This is a genomic window from Achromobacter sp. HZ34, from assembly GCF_002209485.1.
Taxonomy (GTDB): Bacteria; Pseudomonadota; Gammaproteobacteria; order Burkholderiales; family Burkholderiaceae_B; genus Bordetella_C.
In genome coordinates this window covers 11,654-36,665 of record NZ_NJIX01000002.1, presented here as the reverse complement: position 1 = coordinate 36,665, position 25,012 = coordinate 11,654, and the positions used below count along the sequence as shown (strand labels likewise).

The window sequence follows — 25,012 nt, the reverse complement described above, 5'->3', positions numbered from 1 at the left end:
TTCTTCAAGTTGCGTCGTGGAAGATGATGCCCAGGGTATGGCGGCGGCCGGCGCGCAGGCGGCTGACGCCGTGGCGCAGCTTCACGCGGTAGTCGCCGCGCGTACCTTGCAGGGGACGTTCGTTGACGGCGAACACCACGGCATCGCCCTGGCGCAGGTCGACCACTTCCACGCGTGATTGCTGGCGCGGCCGTTGTTCCGTCAGCACGAACTCGCCCCCTTCGAAATCGCGGCCCGGTTCGGACAGCAATATCGCCACCTGCAGGGGAAACACGTGCTCACCGTAGAGATCCTGGTGCAGGCAGTTGTAGTCGCCCGTGTCGTAGCGCAGGATCAGCGGCGTGGGCCGCGTCTGGCCCGCGTCGTGGCAGGCGCGCAGGAATTCCGCATGGTCGAGCGGATAACGCACCGTGTTGCCCATACGGGCATTCCAGGCATTGGCGATGCCCACCAGGCGCGGATAGAAGGCATGGCGCAGCGCCGCCACCAGGTCAGGCAGCGGATAAGCGAAGTACTGATATTCACCGCGGCCAAAGCCATGCCGCTGCATGACGATACGGCTGCGATAGCGTGGCTGGGCAAGCGTGCCGCGGTCGTCGTAGGCCGCGCTCAACGCCTCGCAATCCGCGCGCGGCAGCAGGCCGTCGATGACGGCACAGCCGCGCGCGTCCAGATCGCGCGCCAGCGCGGCGTCATCCAGGCGGGACAGGTGCTCGGTGAGCGGGGCAGGAATCGGGGCAAGGGCAGGAGCAGGCATGGCGACATTGTGCGCGCGGGTGCCACGCTGCGGCACTCCGCTTGTTGCGATTGGCATGGGCACGGCGTTGGGAGCGCCGAGCGCGCTAACACAGGTATGCGCACTACGGGGTAAGCACTCAGCCGGCAGGCGAATCGTGCCCGTTCATCCGTCATCGTATGACGGCACCGTGCTGCGGCGCCAAGTATTCCTGTCAGTTTGGTGAAAGCTCTGCAAATATAGGGATAGAGGGCATGTACGTCGTCGTACCTCAGTGATATAGTCCGCCGAAAGATCAGGTCACATTCAAGCGGATGCGGCCAATAAGACGAGACAGCGCCCATGAGCTTTTCCCTGCATTTCGGCAGTTTGTTGCCGTACTGGCCCGTCTTCCTGATGGGGGCGTGGCTGACGCTCAAGATGACCGCGGTGGCCATTTTCTTCGGCACCATCCTCGGCACCCTGGTGGCGTTCGCCAAGCGCGGCCGCCATCGCGGCCTGGCGCGCGCCTGCTCGGTGTACATCGAGGCCGTGCGCAACACCCCTTTCCTGGTGCAGATCTTCATCCTGTTCTTCGGCCTGGCCAGTGTCGGCATCCGCATGCCCACGTTCACGGCCGCCGTCCTGGCCATGACCATCAACATCGGCGCCTACGCCGCGGAGATCATCCGCGCCGGCCTGGAAGCCGTGCCGCGCGGCCAGCTGGAGGCCGCCGAGTGCCTGGGCCTGTCGCGCTGGCGCATAGGCTGGCACGTCATGCTGCAGCCGGCCATCGAGAAGGTCTATCCCGCCCTGACCGGCCAGTTCCTGCTGATGATGCAGGCCTCCGCCGTGGCGTCGCAGATATCGGCCGAGGAACTGACCGCCATCGCCAACACCGTGCAGTCGGACACCTTCCGCTCCCTGGAAACCTATATCGTGGTGGCGGCGCTTTACCTGATCCTGTCGCTGGTGATCAAGCTGCTGGCGTGGGCGGTGGGTGAGTGTGCCTTCAAGCGCCGCCGCGTCATCCGCCGTGCCGCCTTGCAGGCCGGCAAGCGGGTGCCTCGCGCGGTGGGCTCGCCCACCTCGACGATCAAGCGGGGAGCGGCATGATGGGCGGATTTTCCACGGCGCACCTGCTTTACCTGGTGCAATCGATAGGCTGGACGCTGGTGCTGTCGCTGCTGGCGTTCGTGCTGGGTTCGATCGGCGGCTTCGGGGTGATGCTGGCGCGCATCTCGCCGCGCCGCTGGCTCAGCCGCATCGCGCTGGTGTATATCGAACTGATCCAGGGCATACCGCTGCTGATCCTGCTGTTCATCGTCTACTACGGCCTGTCGGTCTACGGCTATGAAGTGCCGGCGCTGGTGGCCGCGGGCATGGCCCTGATGGTCTACAGCAGCGCCTATCTGGGCGATATCTGGCGCGGTTGTGTCGAAGCCATGCCCAAGCCGCAGTGGGAAGCATCCGAATGCCTGGCGATGACCCGCTGGCAGACCCTGCGCCTGGTCATCATTCCGCAGGCAGTGCGGCTGGCCTTGCCGTCGACGGTGGGCTTTCTGGTGCAGCTGATCAAGATGACTTCCCTGGCGTCGGTGATCGGGTTCATCGAACTCACGCGCGCGGGCCAGATCATCAACAATTCCCTGTTCGAACCCTTCCTGATCTTCGGCCTCGTCGGGGTGTTCTATTTCGTCCTGTGCTACCCGCTGTCGCGCTGGAGCCAATCGCTGGAGAGCAAGCTGAATGTCGGCAATCGTTAAGCTGGACGAGGTTTACAAGAGCTTCGGCAGCAACCAGGTACTGCAAGGGGTGTCCTTCGAAGTGGCCAAGGGCGAGATGATCGCCATCATCGGCGCCAGCGGTTCGGGCAAGAGCACCGCGCTGCGCTGCATCGACCGGCTGGAAACCATCGATGACGGCTCGATCGAAGTCTGCGGCATCCGCGTCGACGATCCCCAGGTGGACCTGCGCCAGTTGCGCCTGGAGGTCGGCATCGTCTTCCAGAGCTACAACCTGTTCGCGCACCTGTCCGTAAGGGAAAACATCATGCTGGCCCTGCGCCACGTGAAGAAGCTGCCGCGCGATGAAGCGCACGGCATCGCCATGAAGGTGCTGGATCAGGTGGGCCTGGCGCAGAAGGCGGATGCCTACCCGGAACAACTGTCCGGCGGCCAGCAGCAGCGCGTGGCCATAGCCCGTTCACTGGCCATGTCACCCAAGGTCATGCTGTTCGACGAGGTGACGTCGGCACTGGATCCGCAACTGACGGGTGAAGTGCTGCGCGTCATGGAAGACCTGGCGGCGGACGGCATGACCATGCTGTTGGTGACGCATGAAATGGCCTTCGCCAAGCGCCTGGCCGATCGCATCATCTATATGCACCAGGGCAAGGTATGGGAAGTGGGCGAGGGCGCCATGCTGGATGCACCGCAGACGCCGGAACTGAGAACGTTCCTGCAGAACGGTCTGTAGCGGAACCGGTGGATATGACGAAGACGACGAAAACGGCAGCATAAGAAGAAAAGTACTGGCAGCAGTACATCGACAGCCCCGCCAAGAGCGGCGCCTGTCGCGTTGACCAAACCTTGGTTTTTTTAAAAAGCATTACCAAAGAGGAGACAACCTTGAAACTGAATCGATTCTTCCTGCGTGGGTGCGTGGCGGCCGTGTTGCTGGCGGGTACCGCGCATGCGGCCCTGGCCGACCAGTTGGACGACATCAAGAAGGCCGGCAAGATACGCGTGGCCATCGCCATGGGGACGCCGCTGTTCAGCTACGTCGATGAGAAACTGGAACCGGTGGGCTCGGACGTGGACACCGCCAAGGCGGTGGCCAAGGACCTGGGCGTCAAGCTGGAAATCGTCCAGATCACCAACGCCGCGCGCGTGCCGACCCTGCAGGCCAAGCGCGCCGACCTGGTCATCGCCGACCTGTCGATCACGCCGGAGCGGGCCCAGGTGGTGGACTTCTCCGTGCCTTACGCCGTCATCTCGCTGATCGTCGGCGCGCCCAAGGACATCAAGATCAAGGGCTATGAAGACCTCAACGGCAAGCGCATCGGCTTGACGCGCGCCACCGTCAACGACTCCATCACCACGCAGCTGGCCAAGGGCGCGGACATCCAGCGCTATGAAGACGACGCCACGCTGATCACGTCCATGGTGACGGGCCAGATCGATATCTTCTCCAGCACGCCGTCGAATCTGGCCGAAATGCAGAAGCGCGCGCCCAAGCGCAACCTGGAGATGAAGTTCGAGCAGAAGGACTTCGACCTGGGCATCGCCCTGCAGAAAGACCAGCCGGCCCTGAAGGAATGGGTCAACAAATGGGTGGTCACCAACATGAAGAATGGCAACCTGAACGCCATCTACAAGAAGTACCACGGCCGCGAGCTACCGGCCCGCATCACGGATGTGAAGTAGGCAGGGAAGATCGGGCGGCCAATGAAACGGTCCTGGGTATCCGTGGGATAGCCAGGACCGATGGGAGATCAGGGGGCCGGAATCAGGAAGCCGTGATCAGGCAGCTGGAATCAGCCGCAGCGCAAGGCCGTCAGGGCGTTGTTCTTGTCGGTGATCAGGTTGATGCGGCTTGGATCGTATTCCATCGTCATCACCTGCCCGGGCTTGAGCACCCGCACCTTGGCGGAGTGCGAACCCGTGCGCGCCTGCTCCGTCGTCTCGTTGGTCAGCGTCTTGCCGATCATGTTCTGGACGGACTGGGCGTCGCAAGTGCTGCCGCCGCCGCCCATGGCGCTACCGCCATAGCCGCCGGTGGGGCTGCTGTAGCTGCCACCGCTGCTGCTGCCGCCATAACCGCCACCACTGCCATAACTGCTGCCGCCGCCATCATAGCTGCTGCTGTCGCTGCCGCCACTCGTGGTGGCGCTGGCGCTGGACGTCGACTGGCTGGTCGACGAGATATCGTCATTGTGGGCGCAGGCGGTCAGCCCGGCGAGTAGAAAAACAGCGGAGAACTTCCAGTTCATGCATACCTCGGCTTGCGTAGACAACACGAAACCCGATCATAGACCATGGGCCACGTCCTCGGGTTCGAGGGCGTACAAGTGGTCGCAACTTGACAATAAAGCGCATAAGAAACGCCAAATCGCGGCGATGCTGCCGTTCTGGCTCAGCACCGGCAGGGTCCTGGCGTCTAATCAGCCCCTGCGCGTTCCGCCCCTAGCGGCGCGGCGATTTCCTCCAGGGGCTTGCGCTCCGCATCCACCCCATGGCGCAGGGCCAGCAGGCCCGCGCCGATGACCAGCACGGCAGCGGCCACGTAGCCGGCCGCCAGGTCGGCCCGGTTGCCGCTTTCGATCAGGTGGCCGAACAAAGCCGGCCCGACCACGCCGCCGACCCCCGTGCCCAGGGCATAGAAAATCGAAATCGCCATGGCCCGCGTCTCCAGCGGGAACACCTCGCTGACGGTCAGATACGCCGAACTGGCGGCCGCGGACGCCAGGAAGAACACCGCCGACCAGCACACTGCCATGCCGTCCGCGCCCAGCCAGCCACGCAGGAACATCCAGGCCGTCAGCGCCAGCGCCACGCCCGAACTGGCGTAGGTCAGGGCGATCATGCGCCGCCGCCCGACGCGGTCGAACAGGGGGCCAAGCACCAGGGGGCCCAATACGTTGCCCAGCGCGAAGGGGAAGACGTACAGTGCCACCCGTTCGGCGGATACGTCCATATAGCGGGTCAAGGCCAGCGCGTAGGTAAAGAAAATGGCGTTGTAGAAGAAGGCCTGCGACACCATCAGCGCCAGCGCCACCACGCTGCGGCGCGGATAGCGGCGCAGCAGTACGCGGGCGACGTCGCGCAGGCCCGTGCCGGCACGGCGGTGGAAGGTGATGGTGCCGTGCGCCGGCGGCAGTGCGCCATGCTGGGCCTGCACGCGCGCCTCGATCTGCTCGATGATGCGCTGCGCTTCGGCGCCGCGCCCATGCGACAGCAGCCAGCGGGGGCTTTCGGGCACGTCGCGACGCACCAGCAGGATGGCCAGGGCCAGCACCGCGCCCAGGCCGAAGCCGACGCGCCAGCCCAGTTGCGGGCCCAGCACACGAGGATCCAGCAGCACCAGGCTCAGCCCGGCGCCCAGCGCCGCGCCCAACCAGAAGCTGCCGTTGATGGCCAGGTTGACGCGGCCCCGCACCCGCGCGGGGATCAGCTCGTCGATGGCGGAATTGATGGCGGCATACTCGCCGCCTATGCCCAGGCCCGTGGCGAAGCGGCATACGGCGAAGAACACGAAGTCGGTGGACAGCGAGGTGGCCAACGTCGCCGCCATGTAGATCGCCAGTGTGATCATGAACAGCATCTTGCGGCCCAGGCGGTCGGCCAGGCGGCCGAACCCCAGGGCGCCGATCACCGCGCCGGCGATGTAGACCGAGCCGGCCCAGCCGACCTGGGTGGCCGACAGCCCCAGCGTATCGCCCCGTTCCAGCACGCCGCCGATGGAGCCGACCAGCGTCACTTCCAGCCCGTCCAGCACCCAGGCCACGCCCAGGGCGATGGTGACGCGCCAGTGCCAACCCGACCAGGGCAGGCGATCCAGACGGGCGGGGATGTCGCTGGTGATGCTGTCCGCAGCCTGCGGAGAGTTCATGCTTGTCATGGTGGGCATCGCGCCGTTCCTGTGCACGGCCGCGGCCGAGGGTGCCGCCGGGTCGCAAGCGCCGCGCCTGCTGCGCTACTATGACAACCTATGCTCGACCTGAACGAATTCCTGACGTTTTCCGTGATCGCCGATACCAAGAGTTTCTCTCGGGCGGCGGAGAAATTGGGCATATCCAAAGCGCTGGCCAGCAAGCATGTCGCCGACCTGGAGCAGTCGCTGGGCGTCAAGCTGCTGCATCGCACCACCCGCAAACTGGGACTGACCCCCGCCGGCGAGCTGTTTTATGAACGCTGCCGGCAATTGGTCGCCCATGCGGAGGACGCCCGCCACGAAATCGAGCAATTCCGCAGTTCGCCCGGCGGCCACATCCGCATCAGTTCGGCCATGACGTTTGGGCGGCGCCATCTGCTGCCCGCGGTGGCCCGCTTCCTGGCGCGCTATCCCGAGGTCTCGGTCGATGTCGACCTCAGCCAGCAGTTTCCCGACCTCATCACCGGCGGCGCCGATGTCGTCATCCGCCAGGCTGACGAGCCGGTGCTGTTGTCGCTGGTGGCGCGCCGGCTGGCGCCGATGCGCATGGTGGCGTGCGCCAGTCCCGCGTACCTGGCGCGCCGTCCCGCGCCGCGCGTACCGGCGGACCTGGCGGCGCACAACTGCCTGGTGTATTTCGCCAATGCGCGGGGAGAGTGGAATTTCCAGGGGCCCGACGGCCAGTGCGCCGTCAAGCCCAAGGGAAATTTCAGGGCCAACAGTGCCGATGCGGTGGTGGAAGCCGCGCTCAACGATCTGGGCGTTGCCGTGGTGCCGACGTTCGCGGCCAGCGAGGCTTTGCGCGACGGGCGCTTGCGGCGCCTGCTGCCGGAGTATCACTTGCCGGAGCGCGCGCTGTATGCCGCCTACCTGCCCAATCCGACGATGGCGCATTGCACCAAGCTGCTGGTCGACTTCCTGGCCGAGCAGTTCGGCGATACGCCCTATTGGGATTGAAATGGTGCGCGGCCTGAGTGCCTGCGAGACTAGTTTATAGATGAGGGGGACCTCCATCGTCCCCTCTTTTTTTTTGCTCTCGCCCCTGTTGCCACGGCGTGGACACTTGACCGCTCGCCGCTTCGAAATCTGTAGCTGATTCACTTGACGCCAAACCGTGAACAGTCTGTTCATCGTTCGCCGTTGAATCGCCGTCGACGCAAGCTCAACATCGGAAGCCCAAACGCAGACGATTAGAGGTCGAGACATCATGGCATCAGCAGCATCCGCGCACGACACCCTGGGCGGCACCAACGCCGTAACCTGGCGTGGCGGTGAAGAGCATTGGACCCGGCGCGACGACGTCGACCTGTTTCTCTGGCACAAGCCGGCCGCCGCTGGCGTACCGCATGCCGGCACGATTTTCTTCGTGCACGGCTCTTCCATGGCATCGCAACCGACGTTCGACCTGAGCGTGCCGGGCCGGCCCGATTCATCCGCCATGGACTGGTTCGCCGCGCGCGGCTTCGATACCTGGTGCATGGATAACGAAGGCTACGGCCGGTCGAGCAAGCATCGGCCGATCAATTCGGACATCGGCAACGGCGCGCTGGACCTGGCCGCCGGCAGCGCCTACATCCTGGAACGCGCCAAGGACAAGCGCCTGCACATGTATGGCATTTCCTCCGGCGCGCTGAAAGCTGCGTTGTTTGCGCAGCAGCATCCGGAACGGGTGGCGCGCCTGGCGCTGGATGCTTTCGTGTGGACGGGTGAGGGCAGTCCCACCCTGGCGCAACGCAAGCAGCGCCTGCCGGAGTTCATCGCCAAGAACCGCCGGCCCATAGACCGCGCGTTCGTGCAGAGCATTTTCTCGCGCGACCATCCGGGTTGCGCCGACGACAACACCGTGTCCGCCTTCGCCGACGCCATCCTGTCGCTGGACAATTCGATGCCCACCGGCACCTACGTCGACATGTGCTCGAAGCTGCCCCTGGTCGATCCGGAAAAAATCGACTTGCCCGTGATTCTCATGCGCGGCGAGTTCGACGGCATCGCCTCGGTCGAAGACCTGATGGCTTTCTTCGCGCGGCTGCCCAATAGTTTCAAGCAGTTCACGGTGATGCAGGGCATTTCGCACGCCAGCTTCCAGCAGAAGAACTACTACATGGTCTATCACATCCTGCATGCGTTCTATACGCAGCCGGAGCCGGTCTATCGCTGAAAGCAGGGGCCCGCGCCCTGTGCGGGCCCCGCGTTGCAGTCCATGAAGAAAAGCGAGTCCGGACCACCGGACCGCCGCCCGGATGCCGATACCGGCACCGGGTGAAAACGAGGAGACGAGAATGCGACATCGCTTTGCAGGCGCCCTTGCGCGCGCCGTCTGCTGCGCCCTGCTGTCGGTCAACGCATTGGCCATTCCGGCCCGGGCCCAAGGGCCGGCGCAGACCGGTCCGTATCCCAGCGCACCCATACGCCTGATCGTGCCTTTCGCGGCGGGTGGTTTCACCGACGTGGTGGCGCGCCTGCTGGGCGAGAAACTGGGTGGCGTCCTGGGCCAGCCCGTGGTGGTCGAGAACCGCGTGGGCGCGGGGTCGACCATAGGCACGGATTACGTTGCCAAGGCGCCGGCCGACGGCTACACCCTGGCATTGATCTCGACGACGCACACGATTGCGCCCTGGCTGTACAAGACCTTGCCCTACGATCCCATCAAGGGTTTCGCACCCATCACCAAGCTGGTGGACAGTCCTTACGTTCTCGTCACCAATCCGCAGAAAGTGCCCGCCAGGAGCGTCGCTGAATTGATCGCCCTGGCCAAGGCCAAGCCGGGACGGCTGGATTACGCGTCGTCGGGCAATGGCAGCAGCCAGCATCTGGCGGCGGCGCTGTTCGCCAGCATGGCGAATGTGCAGCTGATGCACGTGCCGTATCGTGGCAGCGGGCAGGCGCTGGCGGACATCATGGGCGGGCAGGTGTCCATGGGCTTTCTCGGGGTAACGGCCGCCTTGCCGCAGATACGGGCGGGGCGCCTGCGGGCGTTGGCGGTCACGACGATGGAACGTTCGACGGACCTGCCCGATGTGCCTACGCTGAACGAGGCAGGCCTGAAGGGCTACGAAGCGACGATCTGGCTGGGGCTGATCGCCCCGGCCGGTACACCGCCCGAAGTCGTCAGCCGTCTGCACGATGCGTCGGCCCAGGTCATGCAGAGCGACGATGCCCGCAAGGCGCTGGCCACCGCGGGCTTGACGCTTAGCCTGGACACCTCCGCGCAGTTCGGCCAACTGCTGCAAAGCGAACTGGCAAAATGGGGCGAGGTGGTGAAGCAGACGGGTGCGACAGTGAATTAAGCCCGCCTGCACCGAGGTCAGGGCAGGGTGGCGGGGTAGCTGTCGAGGGCCAGGGCGATCTGGCGGCGAATGTCCCACATTTGCAGGGACGCGGCGACTGCCCCGTAGAAGACGCCGTCGCGCACGACGAACATGGCGGGCAGGTGGAAGACTTCGTAGCGCTGCACCAGGCCGCCGTTGTCGCCGGCGTCTATCCAGCACAGGCGCTGGACCCCCAGGTCCATCTTCGGCAACTGCTCGCGCGCCAGCTTGCAGTTGGCGCAGGTACGGCTGTGGAACACGAGCAGCGACAGGCCGGGCGCGTCCAGCAGAAAGCGATCGGCGGTGCCGTCGTTGAGTTCGATTTCGTCCATCCGGCGTAGATCCTTGCTGGCGCCGGGAAGCCGGCGCATCGACAGGTCCGCATGTTAGCGCGGGTGGGGAATCTGGTGGGCATGGTTCCTGCTGAGCAGGGCGTCCCTCTCCGCGCGGCGTGGTATTCATGCAATCCGACAGCTTCTTTACTTCCCTGGGCAACACCATTGGCGAGGTCATCCGGTCCATCGTCAGCGCGTTGAAATACGTCCTTGGCGGCTTCGGCCATGCCATCGGGGAATTCTCCGCAGGCCTGGCGCGCGCCTTGGGCATGAACCCGACCCTGTTCAATTTCGCGCTGCTGATACTTGGGCTGCTGCTCCTGTGGGCCGCGATAAGCGCACTGGTCAGGCGATCCCTGCTAGGCTTCATCTTCTGGATCGTCCTGGCGGTACTCGTCCTGGGAGCCCTGATCGAATGACAACGACACGCAGCCCGAGGAAGGGCTCTGCCAAGGCCGCCGAGGCAGCCAAGCCTGCCAGGGCTGCCAGGGCCACCAAGGCCACCAAGGCCGCGAAGACTGCCACGGCCGTGAAGGCTACCGCGGATACCATCCGGGTTGGCATCGGCGGCTGGAACTTCGCGCCGTGGCGCGGCGAGTTCTATCCGGCGGACGTGACGCAAAGCCGTGAACTGGAATACGCCAGCCAGCACGTCACCGCCATCGAAATCAACAGCACCTATTACGGCACGCAAAAGGCCACCTCCTTCGCGCGTTGGCACGATGCCACGCCCGATGGCTTCGTCTTCACGCTGAAAGCCTCGCGCTACGCCACCAATCGCCGCGTCCTGGCCGAGGGCGCGGATTCCGTCAGCCGCTTCCTGGAAAGCGGCATCACGGAACTGGGCGCCAAGCTGGGCCCCATCCTGTGGCAGTTCGCGCCGACCAAGGTCTTCGACGCCGACGATTTCGAAAGCTTTCTTGAGCTGCTGCCGGCCCGCCAGGATGGCATCGCCTTGCGCCACGCCATGGAAGTGCGCCACGACAGTTTCATGGATGCGGCCTATCTGAAGCTGGCGCGCAAGTACAAGGTCGCCACGGTGTACACGGACAACCCCGAATTCCCGTCCATGGCTGACCTGACCGCGGATTTCGTCTATGTCCGCCTGATGTGCGCCAACGCCAAGTTGCGCGCGGGCTATCCGCCGCGCGAACTGGATGCCTGGGCTGAGCACGTGCGGACGTGGGCGGCGGGGGGGCAGCCGGCCCAGCTGCCGCACGTGGAGACGCCGTCCGCGGCGAAGCGCAAGGCCAGGCGGCGTGACGTGTACCTGTATTTCATCAATGGCGCCAAGGAAAAAGCCCCCGCCGCCGCGATGGCGCTGCTCGAGCGCCTGCAAGCCAAATAACGCCGGGGTGGTTTCGCCTGGCGGGGCGTAAACCTGATTTTTCGCGCCTTGTTACCATAAGGCCCACCTAACCGAGTACGCCTGGAACTACATGCCCGCAGCTACGCCTACGTCCCGTCATCCGTTTTCCTCGCGCTGGTCCCGCCTGTCGATGCTGGCCGGCCTGAGCGCCGCAATGGTCACGTCCTATCCCGTGCTGGCCCAGACCAATGCTCCCGCCCCGGCTGTCGCGCCCACCGTGCAGGCGCCAGCCCAGCAGGACCAGGATCCTGCCGCCTGCCTGGCCAAGCTGCGCGTGAACGCGCCGGCCAATGGCATCAGCGTGGCGGACTTCGATCGCTATACCCAAGGCTCCAAGCTGCTGGCCGTCACCGTGGCCGCCGCCAAGGCGCAACCGGAAAGCAAGGAATACTGGTGGGACTACATCGCCAAGACGGTCGACGACCAGCGTGTCGCCGAAGGCCAGGCGGTGCTGCGGCAGTACGCGGCGCAACTGAACACCATCGACCAGACCTACCAGATCGACAGCGAACCCCTGGCCGCCATCTTCGGCATCGAAACCAACTACGGAACGCAATTCGGCAAGGTCGACGTGCTCAATGCCTGGCTGACGCGCGCCTGCACCGAAAACAAGCCCCTGTGGATCAAGAACGTCTATGCCTCGACCCGCCTGCTGCGTGACGGCGTCGTGCAGCGCGACAACTTCATCGGCTCATGGAGCGGCGCTTTCGGCATGACGCAATTCATCCCGACCTCGTTCTATGAACTGGCCGCCGACGGCGACGGCGATGGCCGCATCGACCTCTACAACTCCCTGCCCGACGCACTGGCGTCCACCGCCAACCATCTGCTCAAGCGCAAAGCCAAGTGGACGCGTGGCTTGCCGCCGGTGATCGAAGTGAAGCTGCCTGGCGCCATCGCGGCGACCCTGCCGCAAACCCCCGACGCCGAGATCATGAACCAGGACGACAAGCGCAACCTGGCGCAATGGTCCACCGCCGGCGTCACGCTGGCCGACGGCAAGCCCTTGAGCAGCCTGCGCAGCGGCCCGCCCTGGGCGTCGGTGTCGGCCTACGTGTTCGCGCCTACCGGAGCACGCGGCCCGGTGTTCCTGGCAACCAACAACTTCGATGCCATCCTGCATTACAACCAGGCCCGCAAGTATGCGTTGGCGGTGAGCCTGTTGACCAATCGCCTCAAGGGCGATGGTCCGCTGGTCACCCCGTGGCCTACCGATGATCCGGGCTTGTCGCGCGCGCAGATCAAGCAATTGCAGCAACTGCTGGCGACTCGCGGCTACGACGTCGGCACGCCAGACGGCATCCCTGGCAGCAAGACCCGCGAGGCCGTGTCCGCCGAGCAGGCCCGCCTGGGCCTGCCGCAAGACGGCCGCCCCGGTGGCCGCATGCTGAAGGCGCTGCAAACGCAGTAAGGAGCGCCATGCCGCGCGGGCCGGCAAGCCCCCCGTGCGGTCCGCGCCGCGGCCGGCGCTACGGCCCGCGGCGCGTCATTGCAGCTCGCGGCGCGTCATTGCGCCGGTATGACAAGATCGGCCGTGCCCGGGCACACCCAGCGCACGCACTCGCGCGTGGTGTCGATGCAGCCACCGTCGACATACACCCCGCGCGGTTCACGCAGGCGCACCATCAGCCGCAGGATGCGTTCGACCTCGGCCGGGTCCGCCAGCGACACCCGCACCTTGGCCTCGACGATGCTCTCGTCCAGCCGCGTCTTGCCGGCCGCGTCCACATACACGCCGTCGCGCCAGTGGTAGATCTCCACGCATTTGGTGGTCAGCGTGAAGGGCTGCTCGTGCTTCCAGAAATTGTTGAACAGGCCGCTGCCCAGATAGAACACCCAGGAGCCCTCGAAGCCTTCCGCATCGGCCGACCGTTCGTCCGGATTGCGAAACCACAGCCGGTCACCCGGCACGTAGTATTTCGGCGGCAAGGGCGCTTCCATCGATCCGTACTCGCGCAGGAACACATCGTGGAACAGGCCCGACATGATGGCCCGGCTTTCCCACCGGCGCTGCAACTGCGCCAGCAGGGCGGGATTGCTGCGTTCCAGCTCCTGCGCGATTCCCAGCAGGGTCACGTACTCCGTCGCGCGATAGCAGGAAAAGGAATAAAGCTTGCCGGAATCCTCCGGCTGCGACGCTTTGCGCAAGGCGTCGATCAGCGACTTGCCGGGTAGCACGGTGAAGCCGGTCTCTTCCGCATAGGTCCAGTAGTCGGCAGGCCGTTCCGCTTCTTCGGTGTCGAAGGCCAGTTCGGTCTTGTACGCAGCCTGCACGATGTCGCGCTTGATGCGTACGGCGGCGGCCAGTTCGTCGTGGCTGGGGTAGCGGAAGGCGACTGGCGCCACCAGCATGGCCACCACGATCTCGCGCTCCAGGTTGCGGCCGGCATCGGCCGGGAAATGCCGGTCGAGCACCGCCCGCAGGCCCGTGGTGTCGAAGCCGGGCGTCCATTCGGCGGCGATCGCAGGACGCAGGCGCAGGCGCGTCAGTGCGCTGCCATCGGCCTGTTCATCCTGCACCTCGATCACATCGCCCAGGCCTAGCGCCTGCAGATACTCGAGGGCGCGGGCACCTTCTTGGGACGCTACGTTGGCAGAAACGCCGGCAACGGCAACGGCGCCGGCACCTGCGGTGGCGTTGGCGTTGGGCGCGGCGCCGAAAATTTCGATGCCCGCGGCTTGCGGTTCAGGAAGGTTGCTGGACACCGGGGAACTCCAGGAAATCGACATCGGGAAGGCGTATTGAACGCATGCGGGCTGACGGGTTGCTTAAGGTCGCCGCCGCCCACGCGACGGCTTTTATGATCATAGGCGATGCGCCTATGATTGCGGTCGGTCCGGCGCGCGACCGAGGAAATATCGCCTGGATCCGGCGGTCCGGCACGGCGACCAGGCAAAGTTTCAGAGATGAGGACATGAAGGAAAGTTCATCGCATCGCGGCATGCAGTGGGTGGTTGCCGCCGGGTTTTTCATGCAGGCGCTGGATACGACCATCGTCAATACCGCTTTGCCGTCCATGGCACACAGCCTGGGCGTGGACGTCCTGGACATGCGCGCCGTGGTGGTGGCTTACTCGCTGACCATGGCCATGCTGACACCGGCGTCGGGCTGGCTGGCCGACCGCTATGGCACCCGCCGGGTGTATTTCACCTCCATCCTCATCTTCACGCTGGGTTCGCTGTTCTGTGCGCTGGCCGGCAACCTGCCGCAGCTGGTGGCGGCGCGCGTGGTGCAAGGCGTGGGCGGCTCCATGTTGCTGCCCATCGGCCGCCTGTCCATCCTGCGCACCATGCGCGGCGATGCCTATATCGCGGCGCTCGCCTTCATCTCCGTGGCAGGGCAGGTGGGGCCGCTGATCGGCCCCATGACCGGTGGCTGGCTGGTGCAGGCCATCAGCTGGCATTGGATCTTTCTGATCAACCTGCCCATCGGCATCATCGGCCTGTTCGCCGTGCGCGCCTATCTGCCGCCCGGCATCAGCGGCATCGCGCCCGCCTTCGACGCCATCGGCTTCGTGCTGCTTTCCACCTGCATGGCCGCGTTCTCGCTGGCCCTGGATGCGCCGGCCGGCCCGCATCATGTCCAATGGGCGGTGGGATTGTTCCTGCTGAGCGCGCTGACCGTGCTGCTCTACATTCCCCACGCGCGCCGGCGGCCCTTGCCGCTGTTCCGCCTGGCCCTGTTTCGCGAGCCTAACTTCAGCATCGGCCTGGTGGGCAACCTGGTGTGCCGCATCGGCAGCAGCGCCGTGCCTTTCCTGCTGCCCCTGCTGCTGCAATTACAGATGGGCTACAGCCCGCTGTACTCCGGCGTGATGATGCTGCCGACCGCTATCGCCGGTGTCATCAGCAAGACCTGGGTGGCGCCCATGGTGCGGCGTTTCGGCTACGACAACTTCCTGATGGTCAATACCATCGTGGTGGGTGCCTCCATCGTCTCGTTCGCCGCGCTGGCGCCGGGGTGGCCGCTGGGCGTGCAGATTGTCCAATTGGCCATCTTCGGGGGCGCGAACTCGATGCAGTTCGCCGCCATGAATACGGTGACACTGAAGGGTTTGAGCGTGGAGGACGCGGGCAGCGGCAACAGCCTGTTCTCCATGGTGCAGATGCTGGCCATCAGCCTGGGCGTGACCTTGGGCGGCACCATGGTCGGGTGGTTCTCCGGCGGCGACGCGCATCCGTCGGCGCTGGCCTTCCGGCTGACGTTCGCCATCGTGGGGACGATCACCCTGGTGTCGGGGCTGATCTTCCGGCGCATGGACGGCGCGCTGCTCAATGGCCCACGGGCGGCACGCGGCGCCTGAGGGGTCACGCCTGGGTGGATATCCAGTGATTCCAATGGAGCAGGTACGCTAATTGCTGAGTACGCGACTTGTGGACGTCAGGCGCTTTTAAGGCTGCCGGCGTCGTGCCTGCCGCCACGCGTCGTGGCGCCAATGTGAACATGTGGGAGGTAAACCTATGAACTTCGGAACGGCTACCCAAACGGCTATCGGTCAAACTCAAACCCGGCGCGGGCTGCGTCTTTCCGCTGCTGGCCTTGCGCTTTGCGCGATGGGCTTGCTGGGGGTCAGCACTGGTGCCCACGCCGACGAACAGTACAAGCAGGACGTCGCCCGCTGCAACAGCGGCCAGAGCGCCCAGCCCAAGGCGACCTGCCTGCGAGAAGCCGGCGCGGCCCAGGTGGAACGCCGTCGCAACGGCCTGACGGAACCCAGTTCCTCGACGGAAGCCCAGAACGCCATGCAGCGTTGCGACCGCCTGCCCAGCGACCAGCGCCAGGGTTGCATGCAGCTGATGTCAGGCCAGGGGCAGACCACCGTGCAAGGCAGCGTTGCCGGCGGCGGCGTGCTGCGTCAAACCGAGATCCAGGTGCCGGTCGGCACGCCTGGCACCGGTTCGTCGACTTATCCTGCCGGTTCGGGCTATTCCACGGGCGCTCCCGCGCCGATGGCGCCCCCGCCCGCCGTGCGCCCGTCGGCACCGATGGCGCCGCCCAGCGTGACGCCTTACGGCTCGCAGCCCCGCTACTAAGCGCTTTTTGCGGCCATCGACCCGGCGGCGTCTACGACCCGCCGGGTTTTGCTTTTGGCGCAGGGCGGTCACGCTGACGTTGCGGCCAACGTCTTTCAGGCAAAATGGCGGTTGTTTTGTTTCCGTCCCCCGGTTCATGTCCGACGTCATTGCCCTGATCTTCGATTTCGACGACACGCTGGCGCCCGACAGCACGTCGGGTTTCCTTGAAAGCGTGGGCGTGGACACGGCCGCGTTCTGGAAGGAGCAGGTCGATCCGCTCCTGTTCCAGCAGGATTGGGATCCCGTCCCCGCGTATCTATATCGCATGATCGAGCTGTCGCAGAGCGGCAAGCACGGCCTGATCACGCGTGAACGCCTGGCCGAATGGGGTGCGCGCCTGCCTCTGCATGCCGGCGTCCAGACCCTGTTCCAGCGGCTGCGCGACGCCGTGCGCGCCGCCCATCCGCAAGTGATGCTGGAGTTCTACCTGATCTCCAGCGGCATCGGCGATGTGGTACGAGCGACCCCCATCGCACACGAATTTACCGACATCTGGGCCTCGGAATTCGTCTATGGCGCGGACGGCGGCATCCATTTCCCGCGTCGCGTCGTCAGCTATACCGACAAGACCCGTTATCTTTTCCACATCCAGAAAGGCATCGTCGGCCCGGCCTTCCGCAGCAAGCCCTTCGAAGTCAATCGCAAAGTACCGGAAGACCGTCTGCGCATTCCCTTCGACCAGATGATTTTCGTCGGCGACGGCTACACCGACATTCCTTGCTTTTCCCTGATCCGCCGTGCCGGCGGCTATGCCTTCGGCGTCTGGGACCCGCGCCATCGGGACAAGCGCAGCCGCGCCTGGGGCTTCATCGAGGACGGCCGGGTGTCGAATCTGAACCAGGCCCGTTACGACGACGAGGCCGAACTTTATCAATGGCTCGAAGAGGCCGCCGCCAGCCTGGCCGGCCGCATCGCGCTGAAGTCGCGGGTGTATCGTGGCTGACCCGACCGCGCAAGACGAATTCGATACCGCCATGATGCGGCTGGCGTTGGCGCAGGCCGAGGCCGCTATCGCCGTGGGCGAAGTGCCAGTGGGCGCGGTCCTGGTCGACGGCCAGGGCCAGGTGCTGGGCACCGGCTACAACCGCACCATCATCGATCACGATCCCACCGCGCATGCGGAAGTGGTGGCACTACGCGCCGCCGCGCGGCATCTGAACAATTACCGCTTGCCGGGGCTCAGGCTCTACGTCACGCTGGAGCCCTGCGTGATGTGCATGGGCGCCATGCTGCATGCGCGCCTGGCGCGGGTCTGCTACGGCGCCACCGATCCGAAGACCGGCGCCTGTGGCAGCGTGCTGGACGTCGGCGCGGTCCCGCAACTGAATCATCAAACCATCTTCCATGGCGGCGTCCTGGCGGAACCCTGCGGCGACCTGCTGCGGCGTTTCTTCCGGGCGCGCCGCCGCAAGGAAATCCAGACATGAGCAACAAGCAAGGCATTTATCTTTTCTCGCCCTCGTCGGCGGTGGCTGATCCGAAAGCGCTGGAACGCGCCAGGAAGAACCTGACGGCCGAGGGCTTCCCCACGGTGGTCGACCGCGACGCGCTGGCGGTGCATCAACGCTTCGCCGGCACCGACGCACAGCGCCTGGCCGCGCTGGACCGCGCGCTGAAGCAGAAGCATCCCATCGTCATGGCCACGCGCGGCGGCTACGGCCTGGGCCGCCTGCTGCCCATGATCGACTGGAAAGCGGTGGCCGACAGCGGCAAGCGCTTCGTCGGCATGAGCGATTTCACGGTCTTCAACCTGGCCTTGCTGGCGCAGACGGGGGCCGTCAGCTATACCGGCGCCACGGCCATCGCCGACTTCGGCGGCAAGAAGGTGGACGAGCTGACCGGCGCGCTGTTCGGCGAACTGATGCGCGGCGAACTGGAAATCCTCAGCTACGAAACCGCCGACGCCGATCCCGTGGATTGCCGCGGCATCCTGTGGGGCGGCACCCTGGCCATGGTGGCTTCCCTGGTGGGGACGCCCTATATGCCTCGCATCCGTGGCGGCATCCTGTTCCTGGAAGATGTGGCCGAACATCCGTATCGCGCCGAACGCATGCTGACCCAGCTATGGCAGGCGGGGATACTGCAGAAGCAGAAAGCCATTCTGCTGGGGCATTTCACCAACTACCGCCTGGCGCCGAACGACAACGGCTTCGATTATCCGGAAGTGGTGAAGTGGCTGCGCCAGACCGTCAAGGTGCCGGTGCTCACCGGCCTGCCTTATGGGCATATCGACAGCAAGGCGACGCTGCCGATCGGCAAGAAGATCGGCCTGGCGACCGAACCGGGCCTGGTGCACCTGGTGCTCGATGAACATGACCACGACCATGACGATGATCATGGGCACGGCCACGGCCACGGCCATGACCATGGACATGATCACGGTGCCGCCGAGGGGGCTGTGAACGATGCCGCCAACGTGGCCGACGGCGGCCCCGGCACTGCGCATGATCATGATCACGACGGCGATCACGGTCATGCCCACGATCACGCGCATCCTGGCCCGGCCGGACAAACTCACTGAGCCATGCTTGCCGTGAAGACGCGGACGTAGTTGCCACCCAGGATGGCGCTGGCGTCCTGCTCGCTGAAGCCCGCGTCCAGCAGGGCCTGCGCCAGCAGCGGCAATTTCCGGTAGCTGTCGAGAACCGACGGTCCCAGCAGCCCCAGCATGTCGGAGCCCAATCCCACATGTGCCACGCCCACCACATCGGCCATGGCCCGCATCCCTTGCGCCATGGCCGCCAGGGTGGGGTAGGTGCCGGCCACCGGCCACACGCCGATGACGCCGCCGGTAGCGGCCACCAGCCGCGCGTGCTCCGGCGATATCGTGCGTGAATAGCGGCCCGGTTTCTGGCTCAGGGACGTGTGCGACAGCACCAGCGGCCGGCGCGTGACCTGGGCGGCGCGCTGCACCAGCGCGTAAGTACCGTGAGCGACGTCGACCACGATGCCCAATTCATTGCAGCGCTGGATGACGGCGGCGCCGAAATCGGTCAAGCCCTGGTGCACCGGCGGGGCGGTCTGGATATCGCCCAGCTCGTTGACCCGGTAGTGGGTCAGCTGCAGATGCCGCAGGCCATGGCGATGGTAGGCATCGTCCAGGCGTGCCAGGTCCCCCTCCAGGAAATCCCCGCCTTCCGCCGATACGATGACGGACGGCCCGTTGCGCCAGGCCGTGCGCAGTTGCGCCGCCGTGTTCACCACTTGCAGGTTCTGTTGCGCCACCAGGTCCGCCAGACGCTGGAAGCTGGCTTCGCCGCGCGTGGACATTTCGCCGGGGTCGGGGTCGCGATACGCGACGATGCGGCGCCGGCCGGACGGGCTGGTGACGACGTCATCGGCGCTGGAGTCCGCGACGATGGCCAGGCAGACCGCATGCATGGCGCCGGCCCGCATGGGCGCCGCCAGCGCCGTGAAGGGCAGGGGCACCGGGCGCCGGCCCAGGCTGACGCGGCCGGCATGGCTATGAATATCGACCGTAGTCTGGGCTGCCAGCCAGCCAGGGATGGCCGGCTGGGACGCTGTTTGGGCGGACGCATCGTGGGCGTCACCGCTGGTTCCGGGGCCGGCAGCGGTTTTCACCTTGGCTGCCGAATTTTCGTTTACGCGATGGCCGGCGCGGCTGGCGGCGCCACCCGCTGTATCCGCGCCGTCCGAGCCATCAGCGCCATCAGCGCCGCCCGAGGGGCCGCTCGTTGCACAGCCGGCCAGGCTGGCCATTGCGCCCAGGCCGGCAAAGGCGGCCAGGCCCAGGACATTGCGCCGGCCGATGGCCCAGGCCGCGCGCGGTTCCATCGCCGGGGTGACACGCGCCGCGCGGATCCGGTAGCGCCATCCTGCGGGGTCATCGACCAGCAATTCCCAGCGGCCGTGTACGCTGACCGGGCCGCTGCACCAGTCGACAGCGCTATCCGCATGGACCTCCACCACCATGTCCGCGTGCCAGCCGCCATGGGCCGCGCAACAGGCGGGCTGCTGGGTCAACAACAAGGTATCCGACGCCACGCCCGCATCCGGAAACACCGGATAACCGTCCAGGCGAACGATGGCGTCCACTGCGATGCCGGCGGCGCCGTCATGGACGCTGTCCCAAGACAAGGATCTGCTCATACGCATCCTGTTTCCAAGCCGGCCGCCCATGCCCCCGAATCGAACACCACCGAATCGCATGGCGTCGATCGCCACGCTGCCGAATCGCCATGCTGCGCGATCACGCTTTCATTTTTCTTTCATTGAATGATGAAGTTTTCGTAGTAATGGCAACCCCGCGCGCACCCGGCGGTCCTTATTTTTTCGCTGATCGCACGTCGCGGCGAGTCGCTCCTGTCACACTGTTCCCGTTCGGTAAAAATCGCGTGATATTCTTCCAACCTGACAATAGTTTGAATGATCAAGCCGCCAGGCGTGCACGGTGCGCCGTGCTGTCGTTCATCTTTTTCCTGGAGACTTGATGCCTCATTCGACCCCGCTCATCACGACCATCGTGGGCGGCCTGGTACTGGCGTTCATCCTGGGGACGGTTGCCGTCCGCCTGAAAATGCCGCCGCTGATAGGCTATCTATTCGCCGGCATCCTCGCCGGGCCGCACACGCCGGGATTTACCGCGGACGGCCACCTGGCGCAGGAGCTGGCCGAGCTGGGCGTCATCCTGCTGATGTTCGGCGTCGGCCTGCATTTTTCCCTCAAGGATCTGCTGTCGGTCAAGGGCATCGCGGTTCCGGGGGCCATCGTGCAGATTGCCGTGGCAACGCTGATGGGGCTGGGGTTGTCGCAGGTGATGGGCTGGAGCCTCGGAGGCGGCCTGTTATTCGGCCTGGCCTTGTCAGTGGCCAGTACGGTGGTGCTGATCAAGGCCCTGGACGATCGCCAGATGGTCGAGACGGGAATAGGGCGCATCGCGGTGGGGTGGCTGATCGTCGAGGATCTGGTGATGGTCGCCGCGCTGGTGCTGATCCCGGCGCTGTCCGGCGTCCTGGGTGGACGCGGCGCCGAGGGCGGGCCGTCCTTGTGGTGGGTGCTGGGGCTGACCGTGGTCAAGGTGGCCGCCTTCGTCGCCATCATGCTGGTGTTCGGGCGGCGCGTCATTCCCTGGATACTTGAACGTATCGTCTACACGGGCAACCGCGAACTGTTCCGCCTGGGCGTGCTGGCGTGTGCGCTGGGCGTGGCCTACGGCGCCACCGCGCTGTTCGGCGTGTCCTTCGCGCTGGGCGCCTTCTTCGCCGGCATGGTCATGGCCGAATCGGAATTCAGCCAGCGCGCCGCCGACGAGTCGCTGCCTTTGCGCGATGCATTCTCGGTGCTGTTCTTCGTCTCGGTGGGCATGCTGTTCGACCCGCTGTCCTTCTTGCGCGATCCTTGGGGCGTGCTGGGTACGACGCTGATCATCGTGGTCGGCAAATCCATCGCGGCTTACCTGATCGTGCGCGCGTTCCGCCATTCGAAGATGACGGCGCTGACGATCTCCGCCAGCCTGGCGCAGATCGGCGAGTTCTCCTTCATCCTGGCAGGGCTGGGCATCACCCAGCAGATCATGCCCACCGATGCGCAGGACCTGGTTCTGGGCGGCGCCATCCTGTCCATCATCATCAATCCGCTGCTGTTCAATATGCTGGACCGCTATCGGCACCGGATCGAGAAAGCGCAATTACGGCCTGAACAGCCCGATCCGGGCGTGTGAAGACGGGGCGGCGATCTGTCCGCCACGGGCGCGAACCTGTGGCGGCGTCAATCCTGTAGCGGCGTTAATCCTGTAGCGGCGTCAATCGTATGGCGCCGACGCCTATACCGGCGTCAATCCCGTCGGAGCGTCTCCGGCGACGACCCAGTCCGGCAGCCGTGCACCTAGCACTGCCGCGCTGCTGGCCACCGCGCCGATAGCGTCCACGGCCGCGCCCGCCGTCGCCGGCGCGGTGTTCAAGGCGCCGCCCTTGCCGATGCCATCCGCGGGGCCCTCGTTACGCCCGTCACTGCGCCCACCACTGCGCCCGTCGCTATTACCCCCGTCGTGCTGGTCCTCTGCCGTATCGGCATCGAGCGAACGCAAGGGCAGGTCGTGCACCATCTGCTTGGTGGCCGAAACCGCATCCGGGGCGGTCAGCATGAAGGTGTCCACCAGCGCCGAGATGCGCAGGTCCAGCGATTCCGGCTCGCACAAGTCATGCACGAAGCCGATGCGCCACGCTTCCGCCGCGCTGAAGGTCTCGCCGGTCAGGAACCAGCGCGTCGCCTGGCGCGGGCCGATGGCGCGCAGCACATAGGGCGAGATCACCGCGGGCACCAGGCCCAGCCGGGTCTCGGGCAGGGCGAAGGTGGCTTGCGACGACGCGATGGTGATGTCGCAGGCAGCGGCCAGGCCCATGCCCACGGACATGCAGATGCCATGGACGCGTGCGATAGTGGCCTTGGGGCAGGCATAGATGGTGTGCAGCATTTCCGCGCAGGCCAGCGCGTCGGCGCGCTCATCCGTCTCGTCCGCTTCGCCCGGCTGCGTGCCGTAGCGGGCCTGGCCGATATCGGCGCCAGCGCAGAAGCCGATGCCGCGGCCGGCCAGCACGATGGCGCGGACTTGCGGATCACGGCCAAGCGCCTGGAAAGTCTCGGTCAGCTCCCGCACCATCAGAGGATCGATGGCATTGCGGACGTCGGGCCGGGAAAGCCACACCCAGGCCGCTTGGGGCTTATATTCGATTTCGAGTGTTTGCGGCATGATGTGCTTCCTTTCTTCGACACGCTGGGTAGCAGATTGCTATTACATAGACTTTGTTCCGCGTTGACAATTGTCTTAAGAAAGGAACTAAGTCGTAGGTAGCAATCCGCGATGTTGAATCCGTGGTCGTTTTTGGAGCACAGGCAGTTCCTCCTTTTTGCGGTGCAGCGTAAGGCGTTGGTACACTGTGAGGTTCCTCCTTCAGCATTTCCGCAAATTTCCCCCACACACCCGTGATCTCAACCGCCAATCTCACCATCCAGTTCGGCCCCAAACCCTTGTTCGAGAACGTCAGCGTCAAGTTCGGCGGCGGCAACCGCTATGGCCTTATCGGTGCCAACGGTTCCGGCAAGTCGACGTTCATGAAGATCATCGGGGGCGATCTCGAAGCTACCTCCGGTAACGTCTCGCTGGAGCCGGGTGTGCGCCTGGGCAAGTTGCGCCAGGACCAGTTCGCCTACGAAGACCTGCGGGTGCTGGACGTGGTCATGATGGGCCACACGGAGATGTGGGCCGCGATGTCCGAGCGCGACGCCATCTACGCCAACGCCGACGCCACCGACGACGACTACATGCGTGCCGCCGACCTCGAAGCCAAGTTCGCCGAATACGACGGCTACACGGCCGAGGCGCGTGCCGGTGAGCTGCTGCTGGGCCTGGAACTGCCGGTGGAGCAGCACAACCTGCCCATGCGTGAAGTGGCGCCCGGCTGGAAGCTGCGCGTGCTGCTGGCGCAGGCGCTGTTTTCCAATCCCGATGTGCTGCTGCTGGACGAACCGACCAACAACCTGGACATCAACACCATCCGCTGGCTGGAGAACGTGCTCAACAGCTACCAGAGCACGATGATCATCATCAGCCACGATCGTCACTTCCTCAACCAGGTCTGCACCCACATGGCCGACCTGGATTACCGCGAGATCCGCATCTATCCCGGTAATTACGACGACTACATGCTGGCGTCCACGCAGGCGCGCGAGCGCTTGTCGTCCGACAATGCCAAGGCCAAGGAACGCATTACCGAACTGCAGGACTTCGTGCGGCGCTTCTCCGCCAACAAGTCCAAGGCCCGCCAGGCCACGTCGCGTCTGAAGCAGATCGACCGCATCAAGTCGGAGCAGGTCGAAGTCAAGCCGTCGTCGCGCCAGAACCCGTACATTCGCTTCGAGCAGAACAAGGTCCTGCATCGTCTGGCGGTGACCATCGAGCATCTGTCCAAGGCCTATGACGCCCCGGTCATCCGCGATTTCTCGGCAATGATCGACGCGGGTGAGAAGATCGCCATCGTCGGCGCCAATGGCGTCGGCAAGACCACGCTGCTGCGCTTGCTGGAGGGCAATCTGGCGGGGGACAAGGGCAGCGTGAAGTGGTCGGACAACGCCGACAAGGGCTATATGGCGCAGGACGTGTCGGACCAGTTCCAGCAGACCGACATCAACCTGTTCGACTGGATGACCGATCATCGCCAGACGGGCGATGACGACCAGGCCATCCGTTCGGTGCTGGGCCGCCTGCTGTTTTCCTCCGACGACCTGCCCAAGGCACCCAAGGTGCTGTCGGGCGGCGAGAAGAACCGCATGACCTTCGGCCGTCTGATGCTGGGCCGGCACAACGTCCTGCTGATGGACGAGCCGACCAATCACCTGGACATGGAATCGATCGAGTCGCTGCAGTTCGCGCTGGAAAAGTTCGCCGGCACGCTGATCTTCGTTTCGCATGACCGCGAATTCGTGTCCGGCCTGGCCACCCGCGTGATCGAAATCCTGCCCAACGGTGAAATCATGGATTACCGCGGCGGCTACGAGGACTACCTGACTTCGCGCGGCCTGGACGCTTGAGGCCACT

General features: G+C 65.2%; 24 protein-coding genes and 1 pseudogene. 18 read left to right on the top strand and 7 right to left on the bottom strand.

Features of this window, described 5'->3' with window-relative positions:
- Window positions 1-4: 4 nt before the first annotated feature.
- Window positions 5-757 carry a 2OG-Fe(II) oxygenase gene (locus CEY05_RS06905; protein ID WP_088598530.1) on the bottom strand — a complete coding sequence of 251 codons (753 nt, stop codon included), beginning with the start codon at window positions 755-757 and terminating at the stop codon, window positions 5-7.
- 321 nt (window positions 758-1,078) lie between these two features.
- Between CEY05_RS06905 and CEY05_RS06900 the strand changes: the two genes are divergently transcribed.
- The 4 genes from CEY05_RS06900 to CEY05_RS06885 all read left to right on the top strand — a co-directional run bounded on the left by CEY05_RS06900 (window position 1,079) and on the right by CEY05_RS06885 (window position 4,143).
- Entirely contained in the window at window positions 1,079-1,831 is a 753-nt protein-coding gene (locus tag CEY05_RS06900; RefSeq protein WP_088597776.1) for an amino acid ABC transporter permease, read from the top strand.
- Window positions 1,828-2,481: an amino acid ABC transporter permease gene (locus CEY05_RS06895; protein ID WP_088597775.1), complete on the top strand. Its 654-nt coding sequence runs from the start codon at window positions 1,828-1,830 to the stop codon at window positions 2,479-2,481. The genes CEY05_RS06900 and CEY05_RS06895 overlap by 4 nt, the downstream gene beginning before the upstream one ends.
- On the top strand, window positions 2,465-3,193 hold the full coding sequence (locus CEY05_RS06890; RefSeq protein WP_088597774.1) for an amino acid ABC transporter ATP-binding protein: 729 nt from the start codon (window positions 2,465-2,467) through the stop codon (window positions 3,191-3,193). Before CEY05_RS06895 ends, CEY05_RS06890 begins: the two co-directional genes overlap by 17 nt.
- A 152-nt stretch (window positions 3,194-3,345) precedes the next feature.
- A complete protein-coding gene (locus CEY05_RS06885; RefSeq protein ID WP_088597773.1) occupies window positions 3,346-4,143 on the top strand; it encodes a transporter substrate-binding domain-containing protein in 798 nt (265 codons plus the stop codon).
- Window positions 4,144-4,253: 110 nt separating this feature from the next.
- Here CEY05_RS06885 and CEY05_RS06880 read toward each other — a convergent pair whose 3' ends face one another.
- The gene (locus CEY05_RS06880; RefSeq protein WP_233161412.1) at window positions 4,254-4,736 is read right to left on the bottom strand and encodes an I78 family peptidase inhibitor; all 483 of its coding nucleotides are present in this window, start codon (window positions 4,734-4,736) and stop codon (window positions 4,254-4,256) included.
- Between the two features lie 140 nt (window positions 4,737-4,876).
- A complete protein-coding gene (locus tag CEY05_RS06875; protein WP_088597771.1) occupies window positions 4,877-6,346 on the bottom strand; it encodes an MFS transporter in 1,470 nt (489 codons plus the stop codon).
- Window positions 6,347-6,427: 81 nt separating this feature from the next.
- Here CEY05_RS06875 and CEY05_RS06870 point away from each other — a divergent pair, with 81 nt between their 5' ends.
- From CEY05_RS06870 to CEY05_RS06860, 3 genes are all read left to right on the top strand, one after another.
- Window positions 6,428-7,327 carry a LysR family transcriptional regulator gene (locus CEY05_RS06870; protein WP_088597770.1) on the top strand — a complete coding sequence of 300 codons (900 nt, stop codon included), beginning with the start codon at window positions 6,428-6,430 and terminating at the stop codon, window positions 7,325-7,327.
- A gap of 250 nt (window positions 7,328-7,577) precedes the next feature.
- A complete protein-coding gene (locus tag CEY05_RS06865) occupies window positions 7,578-8,528 on the top strand; it encodes an alpha/beta hydrolase (protein WP_088597769.1) in 951 nt (316 codons plus the stop codon).
- 121 nt (window positions 8,529-8,649) lie between these two features.
- Complete coding sequence (locus tag CEY05_RS06860; protein ID WP_088597768.1) at window positions 8,650-9,657, top strand: tripartite tricarboxylate transporter substrate binding protein; 1,008 nt, start codon at window positions 8,650-8,652, stop codon at window positions 9,655-9,657.
- Between the two features lie 17 nt (window positions 9,658-9,674).
- Here the strand turns inward: CEY05_RS06860 and CEY05_RS06855 are convergent, their stop codons facing one another.
- Window positions 9,675-10,010, bottom strand: a complete 336-nt coding sequence (locus CEY05_RS06855; RefSeq protein WP_088597767.1) for a co-chaperone YbbN — start codon at window positions 10,008-10,010, stop codon at window positions 9,675-9,677.
- A gap of 128 nt (window positions 10,011-10,138) precedes the next feature.
- On the opposite strand from CEY05_RS06855, the gene CEY05_RS06850 reads away from it, so the two are divergent.
- The 3 genes from CEY05_RS06850 to CEY05_RS06840 all read left to right on the top strand — a co-directional run bounded on the left by CEY05_RS06850 (window position 10,139) and on the right by CEY05_RS06840 (window position 12,793).
- Entirely contained in the window at window positions 10,139-10,432 is a 294-nt protein-coding gene (locus tag CEY05_RS06850; protein WP_088597766.1) for a hypothetical protein, read from the top strand.
- Window positions 10,429-11,361 (top strand): DUF72 domain-containing protein, encoded by a 933-nt coding sequence (locus CEY05_RS06845; protein WP_088597765.1) that lies wholly within the window; start codon window positions 10,429-10,431, stop codon window positions 11,359-11,361. Before CEY05_RS06850 ends, CEY05_RS06845 begins: the two co-directional genes overlap by 4 nt.
- A gap of 91 nt (window positions 11,362-11,452) precedes the next feature.
- Window positions 11,453-12,793, top strand: coding sequence for a lytic murein transglycosylase (locus tag CEY05_RS06840; RefSeq protein ID WP_088597764.1), 1,341 nt, complete (start codon window positions 11,453-11,455; stop codon window positions 12,791-12,793).
- A 95-nt stretch (window positions 12,794-12,888) separates the two neighbouring features.
- Here the strand turns inward: CEY05_RS06840 and CEY05_RS06835 are convergent, their stop codons facing one another.
- On the bottom strand, window positions 12,889-14,046 hold the full coding sequence (locus tag CEY05_RS06835; RefSeq protein WP_369825926.1) for a hypothetical protein: 1,158 nt from the start codon (window positions 14,044-14,046) through the stop codon (window positions 12,889-12,891).
- 251 nt (window positions 14,047-14,297) lie between these two features.
- Here CEY05_RS06835 and CEY05_RS06830 point away from each other — a divergent pair, with 251 nt between their 5' ends.
- The 5 genes and pseudogenes from CEY05_RS06830 to CEY05_RS06810 form a co-directional block, all read left to right on the top strand.
- Window positions 14,298-15,686, top strand: a complete 1,389-nt coding sequence (locus CEY05_RS06830; RefSeq protein WP_088597763.1) for a DHA2 family efflux MFS transporter permease subunit — start codon at window positions 14,298-14,300, stop codon at window positions 15,684-15,686.
- A gap of 157 nt (window positions 15,687-15,843) precedes the next feature.
- Window positions 15,844-16,416, top strand: a complete 573-nt coding sequence (locus tag CEY05_RS06825) for a hypothetical protein (protein ID WP_143220307.1) — start codon at window positions 15,844-15,846, stop codon at window positions 16,414-16,416.
- 136 nt (window positions 16,417-16,552) lie between these two features.
- Window positions 16,553-17,401 carry an HAD family hydrolase gene (locus tag CEY05_RS06820; RefSeq protein WP_088597761.1) on the top strand — a complete coding sequence of 283 codons (849 nt, stop codon included), beginning with the start codon at window positions 16,553-16,555 and terminating at the stop codon, window positions 17,399-17,401.
- 31 nt (window positions 17,402-17,432) lie between these two features.
- Window positions 17,433-17,885 (top strand): tRNA adenosine(34) deaminase TadA, encoded by a 453-nt coding sequence (gene tadA, locus CEY05_RS06815; RefSeq protein WP_369825925.1) that lies wholly within the window; start codon window positions 17,433-17,435, stop codon window positions 17,883-17,885.
- Window positions 17,882-18,778, top strand: a pseudogene (locus CEY05_RS06810) (LD-carboxypeptidase); the annotation flags it as partial. The gene tadA and the pseudogene CEY05_RS06810, both read left to right, overlap by 4 nt.
- A gap of 194 nt (window positions 18,779-18,972) precedes the next feature.
- On the opposite strand, the gene CEY05_RS31665 reads toward CEY05_RS06810, so the two are convergent.
- Entirely contained in the window at window positions 18,973-20,568 is a 1,596-nt protein-coding gene (locus CEY05_RS31665; protein ID WP_233161411.1) for a dipeptidase, read from the bottom strand.
- An 89-nt stretch (window positions 20,569-20,657) separates the two neighbouring features.
- Here CEY05_RS31665 and CEY05_RS30835 point away from each other — a divergent pair, with 89 nt between their 5' ends.
- Both CEY05_RS30835 and CEY05_RS06800 read left to right on the top strand, forming a co-directional pair.
- A complete protein-coding gene (locus CEY05_RS30835) occupies window positions 20,658-20,909 on the top strand; it encodes a hypothetical protein (RefSeq protein WP_143220306.1) in 252 nt (83 codons plus the stop codon).
- Window positions 20,909-22,138 carry a cation:proton antiporter gene (locus tag CEY05_RS06800; RefSeq protein WP_088597759.1) on the top strand — a complete coding sequence of 410 codons (1,230 nt, stop codon included), beginning with the start codon at window positions 20,909-20,911 and terminating at the stop codon, window positions 22,136-22,138. The genes CEY05_RS30835 and CEY05_RS06800 overlap by 1 nt, the downstream gene beginning before the upstream one ends.
- A 102-nt stretch (window positions 22,139-22,240) precedes the next feature.
- On the opposite strand, the gene CEY05_RS06795 is transcribed toward CEY05_RS06800, so the two are convergent.
- Window positions 22,241-23,167, bottom strand: coding sequence for an enoyl-CoA hydratase-related protein (locus tag CEY05_RS06795; RefSeq protein WP_088597758.1), 927 nt, complete (start codon window positions 23,165-23,167; stop codon window positions 22,241-22,243).
- A gap of 233 nt (window positions 23,168-23,400) precedes the next feature.
- Between CEY05_RS06795 and CEY05_RS06790 the strand changes: the two genes are divergently transcribed.
- A complete protein-coding gene (locus CEY05_RS06790; RefSeq protein ID WP_088597757.1) occupies window positions 23,401-25,005 on the top strand; it encodes an ABC-F family ATPase in 1,605 nt (534 codons plus the stop codon).
- Window positions 25,006-25,012: the final 7 nt, after the last annotated feature.